Below are 13,747 nucleotides of genomic sequence, written 5' to 3' on the forward strand. Positions count from 1 at the left end.
TCATAGGTGACTATGAACTCTTTTTTTATGTGAGAATCCGAAAGAACTAAACCACAATGGTCTTGCCCGGAACGGCTACCGGATAATAGCCATCGGAGCCCGGAAGCAATTTCGGCAATGCATCCCACGCTAATTTTTCGGGGAATAGGCTGATACCGGAATTAAGTGCTTCTTCCCATTTAACGGTTTTGCCCGAATAAGTGGCCATCCGTCCCATGATGGAAGTCAAAGTACTTTTGGCACCGTTTTCAGCATCGGCAAATTTGTATTCGCCTTTGGCAATGGCCGCAAACAGTTCGTCGTGCTCTACTTGGTATGGGTTGCGGTCACCTTTGCCTTCGTGGGCGTAGATAACTTTATTTCCCTTGTATGATTTAAGAACTGTGTTGTTGCCGTTGAAGCTGTCAATACGTCCTTTAGTACCTAAGAATTGCTCATCCACTTTGCTGTATGTTCCTTCATAGTGACGGCATTGGCTGTTGATAAGCGTTCCATCACCATACGTGAAGTCAACAATATGGTGATCAAAAATCTCCCCGAACTCTTTGCCCGTACGCACCTGACGACCGCCTGTGCCCTGCGCAGATACCGGATAGCCTTGTTTTACCCAGTTGGCAACGTCGATGTTGTGAATGTGTTGCTCATTGATATGATCCCCGCACAGCCAGTTGAAATAATACCAGTTACGCATTTGGTATTCCATCTCTGTCTGCCCCGGTTTGCGAGGGTGGTTCCACACACCGCCTGATACCCAATACACACTTCCGCCAACGATATCGCCGATTTTTCCGTCGTGGATCCGGTTCATGGCTTCGCGGTAGTTGCGTTGATAGTGACGTTGCAAGCCTACCACTACGTTAAGTTTTTTGCGTTTGGCTTCTTCGGCAGCGGCAAGCACCAAACGCACGCCCGGACCATCCGTTGCCACCGGTTTTTCCATGAAGATATGTTTGTTTTGCTTTACCGCTTCTTCAAAGTGCATAGGGCGGAAGCCGGGAGGCGTAGCCAAGATCACTACATCTGCAAACGCCATGGCTTGTTTGTAAGCATCGAAACCAACAAACTTACGTTCTGCCGGAACGTCAACTTTTGATTTTATGTCAATCTCTGCCCCTGCTCCGTCTTTGTATTTACGTTTGGTAAGAGCCGTGTAAGCATCTTCCAGACGATCAGAGAAAGCATCGGCCATCGCTACCAATTTTACATTTTGCGTCGTGCTCAACGCTTGTGCGGCGGCGCCTGACCCGCGACCGCCGCAACCGATAAGGGCGATCTTGATGACGTCGTCGGCAGAATTATGGTAGCCATACGATGAGAAAGGCAAGCTGCTCAATAAAGCGCCACCTGTAAAAAGGCTGGAAGTTTTGAGGAACTCTCGGCGATTAGTTTCCATTAGAATGTAGGTTTGAAATATGGATTTTGAACTGTGGATTACTATTAATTGATTTAGGAATTTTATATGTACAACAAGGATAGTTAAAGTAAAAGTCAAAAGAGCCGGAAAACTATTGATACTCAATTGATTTTTTATTTTTACTGCCTTTTAAACAATGACACGAATGACAACGGACCATGCTTTCAGGCCTAATAATCTTCGATCAGAGGAGGATTGTAGTAGGCTGCGATCTCTTCTTTCGTGGGCGTCTTGACGGGTCTTACGATTCGAAATCCTACAAAAGAAGCACTCGTCATCCACCACTCACTTTTGGGGCTTTGCGGATCAATGATCTTCCAGTCAGCTATCGACGGAATTCGATTTGCACTGCGGCATGCAGATGCGTCGTCGTCCCAAGAACCACCGCGTACAGATGTAGGATAAAGTTCTGTCACTTTTGGAAACGCTTCATTTACTTCTCCTTTGGATCTTTTTGTGTAATAATCCTTCACGTATTGATCAAGGGTCCATTCCATTACGTTGCCGTGCATGTCATAAAGGCCCCAGGGATTTGGCTTTTTGGTGCCGAGTTTTTTGTAGCCGTTATTGCTGTTGCCTTTGTACCAACCATATTCGTCGAGCAATTTAGGATCGTCACCGAATGAATAAGCGGTGGTGGTGCCTGCCCGGCAGGCATATTCCCATTCCGCTTCGGTAGGCAAACGGTAGAAAACGCCCGTTTTTTCGTAAAGCCATTTGCAAAAATAAATGGCCGCGTATTGAGTCATGTTGATGGCGGGGTATCCTGAACGACCCATTCCAAACGACATATCTACGTAAGCTGCGCTGGGGCGGGTACTTCCGTCGGTTTTAGCGAGGCTGTTTTCGGGGTCCGGATGGCGTTTTGCCATCTCGATTTCAATATTTTTAGTGGTAAACAAATCGTATAGATCCCACTGGACTTCGTATTTGCCCATCCAAAATGGCTCGATTTTTACCGTATGTTGGGGGCCTTCGTCTTCTTTTCGTCCCTTTTCCTTGGCAGGACTTCCCATCGTAAACTCACCTCCTTTGATGGCGACCAAATCATACGTAACGTTGCTGCCTGAGATTTTTTGCGTGTAATTTTCGAGTTTTTCCTGAGCTAAGAGAGGAACACTAAACAATGTAAACCAAGATAGGTGCTTTAGAAACATTCTTGTACGCTTTTGTGATTAAAAGATAATAAATGACAAATTTACCTCTTTTAAGGAATAGAATTCAAATTATAGATCAAATTGCGTCCACGTTATTTTCTCAAATCGTCGATAAAGCGCATAAATCATTCCCGCCGCCAAAAAACAGGCAGTCGGCACTGCATATGGAATATACGTAAGCCCCCAATGTGCCACCCCACAAATGGGTAGAAATAACAGGATCACGATCAAAAGATAGGTTTGTCCTCCTTCTTTCTGTTCGGCAGGACTTGTGGCAAAAGGCAATTTGAAATTTGAATGAAGAATGACTTCCGTTAGGAGTATACATATAGATACCAGATAGCATAATATCAGATCATCCAATACTTGAAAACCCCATAAAAACAAAATAAACGCGCTGACAAACAGATAAAAAGGCGTGTAAAACTTCAAAATGACAGCCTTTATATTCCCCAATAACACTTCGCGCGGACTGTCGGTGGGGGTGGAGAAGTAAACACCGGCGGCTTTGAAATCTTCGCTGAAGCGGGTTTGTTGGCTAAAAGTTGCAAGAATGATGTAAGCCATGTAAATAATCAGGAGATACGTATGAGAGTCGCTGATCTCCGCCCATTTTTCAGGCCTGAAAAGATCTCGTCCAAAAGCAAAAAACATGGGTAAAACCGATCCTAAACTTGGATAAGTGCGGAGTTTGAATCGTCTGTCGCGTGAGGTGATTTTCCAGGTCAATTCAAAAACCGCTTTTTCCAACGCGCTTTGCGTAACGCGGTTTGCCAACCAATCAACAAAACCTTTGCGTTGCTGAACAATGATTCGTTCGCTGCCGCCGCCGTCGGCTGTTCCCATTGCGGCAAGGTGTTTATTGAAGGTGGGTGCCAAAAAACGATTTAAAACCCATAGACAGATCAATGGGGCGATAAAAGCGATAAAGATAAAAGGGGCAGTACCGGGTGTTCGGTTAACAACCCATTCGACAGCACCGCTCATCCACATTGGGGGCAATGCATAATGCCAAATTGGTACAACAACGGCGATTGATTCGCCGTCAAACACGTTAAATAAGCGCCCTATAAATTGGTAACCTATCGTAATAACCATCGTAAAACCGATCTGAAAATAGCTGATAATGTCTTTGAGGCGCTCTTCGGTGGTAAAACGCATCAGCAGCATATAAAGCAGGGTGGTAAAGAAGACGGAAAGAACGGCAGTGAGTATAACGAGAAAAATGCTGACCGCAAATGCCGCAACTCCAAACCTGAACCAAGTAAATGCCAACGTAAAAAAGGCAATACTGAAACTCAGAAGCAGCACATAAGCGCTGATATGTACCAGACGGGCCAATAAAACAGTGCGGCTGTCTACGGGGCGCGGAAGAATAACAAAGTTGTCGGCGGTGTCCAATAAAAAGGCAGAAAAATCAGTGACCAACAGCAGCACCGACATTACCATGACGTAGCCAAACGGAATGCAAAGGGCATAATAAGGTGAATCAACAATAAATATAAAGGTGCCCATGAACAGCCCGAAGAGCATCATCATGCCACACAGTAACCAAAAAGAATTGTTGGCGTCCTTTTTCGGTTTGCCTTGATTGTAGTGTGAAAATGCCGCGACTTGGCGACGGTTTTGCATCCTGAATTTGATTTCCACAATACTCCGCAGAAGCGGATAATCGGCACCGAGCCACGTGAAGAAGCCTTGAAAGAAATCAAGAATTCGCAGTACACCTTTGGTCATAAAATTTGAACGGAATAGAAAATGAACGCCATTTTATCGTAAAGCCTGTAAAAAATCGTGGGCACGGGTATCCGTTCCGGAGTCGCCGGTAAGGTCCTGAAATATATGTTCGAGCGTGCCACTGTGGGCTTTTTCTTTGAGTTCTTCAAAAGTGCCGTTTGCAATGATGGTACCTTGGTTGATGATGACAATGCGATCTGAGATCTTTTCAACCACATCCATAATGTGCGAACTGTAAAAAATAGTTTTGCCGGCTGCTTTGAGCTGTGCTAAGATTTCCTTGACCAAAATCACGGCGTTGGCATCTAAGCCCGAAAGCGGCTCGTCCAAAAAGATAATATCGGGGTTATGGATCAGGCTGGAAATCAATAATACTTTTTGGCGCATTCCTTTCGAGAACGTATTCATGCGAACGTCGGCGTGGGTTTTGAGTCCAACAATGGTCAATAATTCGGCCGCGCGCCGTTCAATGACCTCGTCGTCCATTTTATAAAGCCTGCCGACAAACTGCAAATATTCCATCGGCGTCAGTACTTCATACAATAAGGCATTTTCGGGCACATAACCGATGCGTTTTTTGACCTCAATGGCATCTTCTTTGATGTCATACCCAAGCACTTTTACTTCCCCGACAAAGTCAGGGATCATACCGATGAGTATCTTAATGGTAGTGCTTTTGCCGGCACCGTTTGGGCCGATATAACCGATGATTTCACCCGCGTATACGTCCAGATCAACTCCTTTTAAAATGAGTTCTTTGCTGTATGCTTTCTGTAGCCCTTTGATTGAAATGACCGGTTCTTTTTCCATTATGTAATTGTTTTGCCGTGAGTACTTTTAATAACGAATCGTAAAAGGGGAGTTGACAGCCCAAAAAAAGACAATGCTGCTTCCGACAGCCACGCATCGCCAAAAAGCCGTTGAACGTTGCGGCCGATCCACAGGCGGGTTGAAAATTGTCGTTTCCACGCTTTTTTGTACCGGTTTTCCAATTCCCGGCGACTGATGGATCCGTTTAAAAACCGGGCCGTTAGTTCTGCCGCGATTTTACCGCCGTGAATGGCCATCGCCATTCCGTTGCCACAAAGCGGGGTAATGAGTCCGGCCGCATCGCCCACCATCAAAATGTGATTTTCGACCAATTGTTTTGGCTCAAACGAAAACTCATTGATAACCTCGGGGCGCTCGTATAAAAACTCAGATTCGTTGAACAGGCGCTTAAGGTGCGGATTTTTCCATAAAACGGCTTGTTCCATGTTGGCAATGGAGCCGTGCTTCCGAACATTATTGCGCGTAGTAAGATAGCAGAGACAATATTTATCCTCTTCAATGGCCGAAATACCGCAATAACCGTCTTGAAAATTATGCAAAGCGATCAGGTCTTGGGGAAATTGAGTACGAATGTGGTATTTTACACCCACATAAGACGATTTCTTATGCGTAAAGTCACGGTCCAGTGATTTGTCCATGCGGGAGTTTTTTCCGAAAGTTCCCAACACTATGCGCGCTGACAAACGAAGATGGTTTGTGGTGGTAGCCCGACATTCTTCCTCGGTATATTCAACATTTTCGACGGTTTCTCCCATCACAAATTCAACACCTGCTTTTTTTGCCAATTCAAACAAGGCAAAATCCAACGCGTAACGACTGATGCCAAATCCTCCCAGATCAAGATCGGTCTCCAAGGCGCGGCCTGAAGGAGAGGTAAACTGAAAACGCTGAATTTCTTTCACTCCCAGATCCGCTATTTTCAGCCCTAGTTTTTCTAAATAAGGGCGTACTTCATTGGATACATACTCCCCGCAAACCCTGTGGAAAGGGTATATTTTACGTTCTACGACAACCACCATGAAACCTCTATGAGCTAATTCGATGCTACTCACAAGCCCCGCTAATCCTCCGCCAATAATGAGTACATCGGTCATATCTGAAATTGTTTAATCCTTCAATTTGAACAAAATCGGTAAATGAGAAATTAAAAATGTGAAAATGGGCATAATTTTCGTTTAAAGGGTGGTATAGTTTTTTAAACATATTGGTATATCATTTTATTGTTTACAGAATTCCACACATTAATCATCATTGAGTTATGAAAAAGAACAGCGTAATAACCGGTGTAATGGTAAGTATCGGATTGGTGGTTGCCGCGATTTCCTGCAATAATAAAACCGAAGATGCCGATCCCATAGACGTTGATTCCGCCATCGTTTGGACCGTAACAGATGCCTTCCCTGCGCTTACTTTCGGCAGTCCCGTTGGACTTACTTCCGCAGGTGATGGGAGCAATAGATTGTTTTTAGTGGAACAGCGCGGGCTCGTAAAAGTTTTCAATAATACAGCTAACGTTTCGCAGGTAACAACCTTTTTGGACATCACCGGGCGCGTATCTTCCGGCGGAGAAACGGGCCTGTTGGGAATTGCCTTTCACCCCAATTTCAGTACGAATGGCCAATTATTTGTCAATTATACAAGACAGCAAAACGGTCAACTTCAAACGGTCATCTCCCGTTTTCAGTCCGATAAAACGGTAGCGAATGCCACTTCCGAAGAGATTTTGTTAACCTTTAATCAACCGTATTCCAATCACAATGGCGGGGCGCTTTTGTTTGGAAAAGACGGCTTTCTGTACATCGCTACGGGTGATGGCGGTTCCGGAGGCGACCCTCAAAACAATGCCCAGAATTTAGGCGTATTGCTTGGAAAAATCCTGCGTATTGACGTAAACAGTAAAGAAAATGGCCTAAACTACGCCATTCCTGCCGACAATCCTTTTAAAACTACGGCAAATGCTCGCCCCGAAATCTACGCTTATGGATTACGGAATCCCTGGAGAGTAACGGCAGACCGTGAAACAGATCGGTTTTGGATTGCCGATGTGGGACAAAATACGCGGGAAGAAATAGATATTTTGGAACGGGGCGGCAATTATGGCTGGCGTATTACTGAAGGAGATGAATGCTACAATCCCGGCAGTAACTGTAACCGCACAGGATTGATGGAACCGGTCTTTGACTATGGTACTACCGAAGGAAAATCCATTACGGGAGGCTATGTGTATCGTGGAGCCAAATTGCCTTCTTTGAAAGGACAATACATCTACGGTGATTACGTAAGCGGTAATATTTGGGCGTTGCAATACAACGAAACCTCTAAGCAGGCATCCAACAAATTACTTACTCAATTAACGGGTTCGTTGTCGTCGTTTGGGCAGGATGAAGCGGGAGAACTGTATTTACTTAATTACCAAACGGGAAAGATTCAACAACTGACAGGCCGCTGATTTTGGATGCCGATACTTTCTGTATCTTAGCCGCAGAATTTCTTCTGCAAAAAGAACATGGAAAGTAGCCCAATCAAACCGTATCAACCCAAAAATCACGTTAGAATTGTGACCGCCGCCAGCCTGTTTGACGGGCATGATGCCGCCATCAACATCATGCGTCGCATCATGCAGGCATCCGGGGTGGAAGTCATTCACCTCGGGCACAACCGCTCGGTGCAGGAAATTGTGGATTGTGCCATACAGGAAGATGTGCAGGGTATTGCAATAACAAGCTATCAGGGCGGGCACGTCGAATATTTTAAGTACATGTATGACTTGCTTCAGGAGCGTGGAGCGGGAGATATAAAAATTTTTGGCGGCGGCGGGGGTACTATTTTACCTTCTGAAATGGCTGAGTTGCATGCGTATGGAATCGCACGCCTGTATTCCCCCGACGATGGGCGTTCGATGGGTTTGCAGGGAATGATCAATGATCTGGTTCAACAATGTGACTTTCCATTGGATAAAAAAATAGATATTTCCGAAGAAGAGGACGATAATGATTGGATACAAACCCAATTGCTGACAAATGTACAGACCGTTGCACGGCGAATTTCACTGGCAGAAAATTTTCCGGAAATATACGCCCAAAACAACGTTCAACTCGTAGCAAATGGCACTTCGCTAACTCCTGTTTTGGGGATTACGGGTACGGGAGGTGCGGGAAAATCTTCGTTGGTTGATGAGTTGGTGCGTCGTTTTTTGATAGATTTTGACGATAAAACCCTGGCGATCATTTCGATCGACCCTTCCAAACGTAAAACGGGCGGCGCGCTTTTGGGCGACCGTATTCGAATGAATGCCATTCATCCCGAACTCTCAAAGGGGCGCGTATATATGCGCTCACTCGCCACGCGTCAATCCAATTTGGCGTTGAGTAAATATGTTCAGGATGCCATTGATATATGCAAAGAAGCTCATTTTGACCTGATTATCGTAGAAACTTCGGGGATTGGGCAATCGGATACGGAAATCACCGAACATTCAGACCTGTCGCTTTATGTGATGACTGCGGAATACGGGGCGGCTACGCAATTGGAAAAAATTGATATGCTCGATTTTGCCGACGTGATCGCCATCAATAAATTCGACAAGCGAGGTTCATTGGACGCGCTTCGCGACGTCAGAAAGCAATACCGACGCAATCATGGTCTTTGGGAAACATCAGATGAGGAATTACCCATTTTCGGAACAATGGCGAGTCAGTTCAACGATGTAGGAATGAACGCTCTGTACGTGAAAATCATGGCATTGCTGGACCAAAAGACTAAAAAACAGGATGATAGCAGCGAAAGCCAATGGGTGAATGGAAAATTGTTTTCCCAATGGGAACAACACTCCCTCCGTCAGAGAGCGCCGTTGGCTGCCGGTATAATTTCTCCCGATCGCGTGCGGTATCTGGCCGAAATTGTCGAAAATTCACGAACTTACGACCAATTTGTCAATGAGCAAACGGCCATTGCCCGACAACTGTATCAATTGGACGGAACGCTGAAAGCTTTGCCGAAAACAACCAATAGCGATACTGTTGAAGCGCTCAAAACGGTCTATAGCGAGTTGGAAGCCAAGTTGCAGTATGACTGCAAACAATTACTGCAAAAATGGACTGAAACGGTACAAAAATACCGGGCTGAAAAATATCAATTTAAGGTCAGGGATAAGATCATTGAGCAGGATCTGTGGACAGAAACATTGTCTCATCTAAAAATCCCCAAGATAGCCCTGCCGAAGTACAATGATTGGGGCGATATTTTGCGGTGGCAACTGACCGAAAATGTACCGGGAGAATTTCCCTATACGGCAGGCGTTTTTCCGCTCAAACGGGAAGGTGAAGACCCTACACGAATGTTTGCGGGAGAAGGCGGCCCCGAGCGGACCAATCGACGCTTTCATTATTTATCCAAAGAAATGCCTGCCAAACGCCTCTCAACGGCATTTGATTCGGTGACACTCTATGGAGAAGACCCCGACCTGCGCCCGGATATATTCGGAAAAGTGGGTAATTCCGGCGTCAATGTATGCACCCTTGACGATGCCAAAAAACTATACAGTGGGTTTGATCTCTGTGATCCTTCGACTTCTGTTTCCATGACCATCAACGGTCCGGCACCGATTGTGTTGGGCTTCTTTCTAAATGCGGCCATTGACCAGCAATGTGAAAAGTATATTCTGTCAGCTTGGAGTAAGGAGGAGCGGGAAAAACGCTTGGCAGCATTTAAGTCCCCTCGCTCACAGGAGAGGGAATATAGGGGTGAGGTGCCGGAAGGCAATAACGGTCTTGGACTTATGCTGCTCGGAATTACGGGAGATCAACTTTTAGCTCCCGAAGTCTATCAAAAGATCAAGGCCCAAACGCTGCGTCAAGTGCGGGGAACGGTACAGGCTGATATCTTGAAAGAAGACCAGGCTCAGAATACCTGCATATTTTCGACTGAGTTTGCGCTCAAGCTCATGGGTGATATTCAGCAGTATTTCATTGATAACCAAGTGCGTAATTTTTATTCGGTTTCTATTTCCGGCTATCATATTGCCGAAGCAGGTGCTAATCCAATTTCTCAACTGGCTTTTACCTTATCCAACGGCTTTACGTTTGTGGAATATTACCTCAGCCGAGGAATGCACATTGATGATTTTGCCCCCAATCTTTCCTTTTTCTTCTCCAACGGAATGGACCCTGAATATACCGTGTTGGGAAGAGTCGCCCGGCGAATTTGGGCCAAAGCCATTAAATTTAAATACAAAGGCAACGACCGCAGTCAAAAATTAAAGTACCATATCCAAACCTCAGGCCGGAGTCTGCACGCGCAGGAGATCGCTTTCAATGACATTCGAACAACATTGCAGGCACTGTTAGCGATTTATGACAATTGTAATTCCCTGCATACCAACGCCTACGACGAAGCCATTACTACGCCAACCGAAGAAAGCGTACGCCGCGCCGTGGCGATTCAGTTGATCATCAATCGGGAATTTGGGTTAACCAAAAATGAAAACCCATTGCAAGGCTCATTCATTGCCGAAGAACTGACCGATTTGGTCGAAGAAGCAGTATATCAGGAGTTTTTGAGTATTAACGAGCGGGGAGGCGTATTGGGGGCGATGGAGCGAATGTACCAGCGCAGTAAGATTCAGGAAGAGTCGATGTATTATGAAATGCAAAAACATACAGGCGCATTGCCCATCGTTGGGGTAAATACCTTTTTGGATGAGAAAGGCTCGCCCACGGTACTTCCCGCCGAAGTGATTCGCTCCACCGATGATGAAAAGCAATACGCGGTAAGGGCTCGCCAAGCCTTTCAGGAACAAAATACGCAAAGCGCCAATTTGGCACTTTCCCAATTGCAGGAGATGGCGTTGCGGGGAGAGAACCTTTTTGAAAGCCTCATGGAAGCCACCAAAGTGTGTACACTGGGTCAAATCTCAGGGGCGTTGTACAAAGTAGGCGGACAGTATCGACGGAATATGTAAAATTATGGTTTTGGGTAGTACAAACAGTTCCTTTTAATAACTCACTCCTGAGAATTTTCCGTTGTTTTTGCGCCAAATGGAGCCATCAAGAGCATTTATTTCGCCGTCCATGTTAAAATCGGAAGATTTATAAGAGCCAAACTTTCCATTGTCGGTTTTCCAAACGGTAGCATCATTGGCGTTGATTTCCGAAAACGAAGATTTGGCACCATCGGAGGCAAATAAGCAATAGACCGAACCTATTTTAGTTTGTCCGTAGGCAGGGACTCCTGTTGGCACGTAAGATTGTTGTGTGGTAAAATCATACGTCAGCTTATTGCTTACAACTGAAATAGCCTCATGCGATAGGGCTCCGATATGATTTCGATGCTCAACGACCACATAATATTTCAGCGCAGGATTGATATTAATACAGCCTGTAAGTATACGAACGGTTCCGTCTTTTTTAAGCAGTGCTGCTGTTCGATAAACGGTAGACGTCGCAAGCTGCGGAGCGGTTCGTAACGAAACCAGCACCCAATCCACAATGTCGGCGTCATAAGCTGAAACGGTCTCTTTTCCATAATAATTGATGGGACTGTAATTGTAAGGCTGACCCGCCGGCGTATGAATGGCCGTTTTATTTGTTGGAATTTGCCCCGGAAGCAATCCTTGTTTATTCAACAAAGTGGTCATTGCCGTTCCTGCCAACGGCCCTTCCAACAAGACTTTTATATCCAAACAGACAGTGGTGCCAAGAGGTGATTTAACCGTTACCTCAATTTTTGCTCTGTCACTTTCGCATCCGTTTACTTTTTGGGAAACATAGTAAATGAATACGCCTGCGGTAGCCGTGGGTGGCGTTGGAGTATTCACTATGCCGTTTTTATCAGACAGCGAAGTATACCATGCCAAATTCAACCCATTGGCGGTGAGTGGAGAAGCTATTTGTCCTTGCGTGTAATTAAGGGTAGAATCTACCAATGGTTTAGCCGGTTTGGGTTTCACTATTACCTCGATTACAGTACGCTTACTCTCGCAGCCGTCAATCGTTTGTGATACATAAAAATGAAGTGTATCAGCAATTGACGTTGCCGGCGTAGGCGCGATGCCCGTACCAACTGTATCTGACGCAGTACTGTACCACTTTAAAGCGGTACCGGTAGCAACCAGCGGAATACTTACCTGGCCTTGACACAACGCCTGCGTTGTGTCGGCGGTTGGCTTTGCCATTGCGGCACAATCAAGTTCCCGAGCCAGAACTCCAACGCGGGGTATATTATTATCCAGCCATTTTAAACGTTCTTTCGTCCAATTTTTAAACCAATCAACTTCTTCCTGATACGTGTCACCGTAATAATAATTAGGCCATACCCATTGTCCAAGAATGGGCCATCGTTGAAAATTACGGGTTTGAGATTCGTTTAACGTACTCGTAGTTTGGTCAACAAAGGCAGTAATGGTATTCGTTAACCATTGAGAGTTGCGTAATTGCTGCCAACGATCACGCACTTTGATACAAAAATTGCGGTCTTCCAGTAAACGTGCCCACCAAAAAGGAACTTGGCTTGCTTCGTTTGGACAAAATTCTGATACTGAATTATAAGCCCAGTGGTTGGTCTCCCAACCCCGACACGAGGCAGCATTGCCGAAGGCATGTTCATACCCCCAAGGTGCGCCCATTTTTAGTTTGGGATTGCGACTGTTCAGATCTTTGTGCATGAAAACTTCTGACCTGTAGGCATCAATACTGTAGGTCAATTCGGTCAATAAGAAATAGTCAATGAAAGAACTGACGTCAATATGTTTGGCATAGCCGTTGGTCGAATCTTTGAATTGGGGCGATTTGAGCGCGTTCTCGAAAGCGGTAAAAGTAGTTTTGATGTAATTAAATTGAGCCGTAGTAAGCACGCTTTTTTGAGGGTATTCTACGGCTACTGTAACACTTATGTTATGATTGGCAAGATAAGGCGATTGCCAGGAAGCGTAGGTCGTATCTTCTTTTTTATCGACTTTTAAAATATACCCACCCGTTAAAGAATCTCCGGAATTGGCGGTAGGTTTCAGCGTGGAAATAGTGATCCTGTCGGGGCTTGGTTTGATTTTCTCCATTAAAATATATACCCCTTTATAATCACCGTCTATCACGAGTTCGACGTATTTTGTTCGAGGTGCGTACCGTCCGGATTGGTTTGAAAGGTAGAAGGCCATGGCATCCCGTAATAGTGTTTTGTCGGTATAACTTGCCATTAAAATCCAATTGCTTTCGGCAGGCATTCCCAACAAAGAAGCTTTGCTGATCTGATTGGAATTAGTATGGATCTCGAAGCTATAGGATTTTTTAGGGAAAAACTGGGAGGTAATGCCTGTGCAGATAATTCCGATAGACCCGTTAAAATCATTGAAGGCGTCGGGTTGGTAGTTCTTAGTAGGATTTCGATAGTAATTTCTTTTGTTTAATCCATTGTTAATCAATCCTATACCTGCGTTTATCGGAGCTTGCTCAGAGATCGTTTTCCCTTGTGTATTAATGATAACAACGGGCAAGTTTGACGATTCAAAATTGACATTTTGAGCTTGAGCTATGCCAATTAAACCGACAAAAAGCAGTACTGTTTCGTATAAATTAGGTCTAGACATTTTGCCAAACATTGTGTTTTTACAGCATTG

At 45.1% G+C, this 13,747-nt stretch carries 8 protein-coding genes; 2 read left to right on the plus strand and 6 right to left on the minus strand.

Annotation, left to right across the window (positions count from 1 at the left end; translation table 11 throughout):
• Positions 1-46: 46 nt before the first annotated feature.
• The 5 genes from ACQY73_RS32200 to ACQY73_RS32220 form a co-directional block, all read right to left on the minus strand.
• Entirely contained in the window at positions 47-1,393 is a 1,347-nt protein-coding gene (locus ACQY73_RS32200) for a Gfo/Idh/MocA family protein (protein WP_428658336.1), read from the minus strand.
• A 191-nt stretch (positions 1,394-1,584) separates the two neighbouring features.
• Positions 1,585-2,571 carry a formylglycine-generating enzyme family protein gene (locus ACQY73_RS32205; RefSeq protein WP_428658338.1) on the minus strand — a complete coding sequence of 329 codons (987 nt, stop codon included), beginning with the start codon at positions 2,569-2,571 and terminating at the stop codon, positions 1,585-1,587.
• Between the two features lie 69 nt (positions 2,572-2,640).
• Positions 2,641-4,308 carry a hypothetical protein gene (locus ACQY73_RS32210; RefSeq protein ID WP_428658339.1) on the minus strand — a complete coding sequence of 556 codons (1,668 nt, stop codon included), beginning with the start codon at positions 4,306-4,308 and terminating at the stop codon, positions 2,641-2,643.
• A gap of 33 nt (positions 4,309-4,341) precedes the next feature.
• Positions 4,342-5,118: an ABC transporter ATP-binding protein gene (locus ACQY73_RS32215; protein WP_428658341.1), complete on the minus strand. Its 777-nt coding sequence runs from the start codon at positions 5,116-5,118 to the stop codon at positions 4,342-4,344.
• Positions 5,118-6,233, minus strand: coding sequence for an NAD(P)/FAD-dependent oxidoreductase (locus tag ACQY73_RS32220; protein ID WP_428658343.1), 1,116 nt, complete (start codon positions 6,231-6,233; stop codon positions 5,118-5,120). The genes ACQY73_RS32215 and ACQY73_RS32220 overlap by 1 nt, the downstream gene beginning before the upstream one ends.
• A gap of 164 nt (positions 6,234-6,397) precedes the next feature.
• On the opposite strand from ACQY73_RS32220, the gene ACQY73_RS32225 reads away from it, so the two are divergent.
• Positions 6,398-7,588 (plus strand): PQQ-dependent sugar dehydrogenase, encoded by a 1,191-nt coding sequence (locus ACQY73_RS32225; protein ID WP_428658344.1) that lies wholly within the window; start codon positions 6,398-6,400, stop codon positions 7,586-7,588.
• A gap of 57 nt (positions 7,589-7,645) precedes the next feature.
• Positions 7,646-11,098, plus strand: coding sequence for a methylmalonyl-CoA mutase family protein (locus ACQY73_RS32230; protein ID WP_428658346.1), 3,453 nt, complete (start codon positions 7,646-7,648; stop codon positions 11,096-11,098).
• Between the two features lie 33 nt (positions 11,099-11,131).
• On the opposite strand, the gene ACQY73_RS32235 is transcribed toward ACQY73_RS32230, so the two are convergent.
• Entirely contained in the window at positions 11,132-13,717 is a 2,586-nt protein-coding gene (locus ACQY73_RS32235; RefSeq protein ID WP_428658348.1) for a CotH kinase family protein, read from the minus strand.
• Between the last annotated feature and the right edge of the window lie 30 nt (positions 13,718-13,747).

Source organism: Runella sp., from assembly GCF_965279615.1.
Taxonomy (GTDB): domain Bacteria; phylum Bacteroidota; class Bacteroidia; order Cytophagales; family Spirosomataceae; genus Runella.

Coding starts and splice junctions, on each gene's coding strand:
- ACQY73_RS32215 (WP_428658341.1), bottom strand. CDS start 5,118: ATGGAAAAAGAACCGGTCATTTCAATCAAAGGGCTACAGAAAGCATAC.
- ACQY73_RS32205 (WP_428658338.1), bottom strand. CDS start 2,571: ATGTTTCTAAAGCACCTATCTTGGTTTACATTGTTTAGTGTTCCTCTC.
- ACQY73_RS32220 (WP_428658343.1), bottom strand. CDS start 6,233: ATGACCGATGTACTCATTATTGGCGGAGGATTAGCGGGGCTTGTGAGT.
- ACQY73_RS32230 (WP_428658346.1), top strand. CDS start 7,646: ATGGAAAGTAGCCCAATCAAACCGTATCAACCCAAAAATCACGTTAGA.
- ACQY73_RS32200 (WP_428658336.1), bottom strand. CDS start 1,393: ATGGAAACTAATCGCCGAGAGTTCCTCAAAACTTCCAGCCTTTTTACA.
- ACQY73_RS32210 (WP_428658339.1), bottom strand. CDS start 4,308: ATGACCAAAGGTGTACTGCGAATTCTTGATTTCTTTCAAGGCTTCTTC.
- ACQY73_RS32225 (WP_428658344.1), top strand. CDS start 6,398: ATGAAAAAGAACAGCGTAATAACCGGTGTAATGGTAAGTATCGGATTG.
- ACQY73_RS32235 (WP_428658348.1), bottom strand. CDS start 13,717: ATGTCTAGACCTAATTTATACGAAACAGTACTGCTTTTTGTCGGTTTA.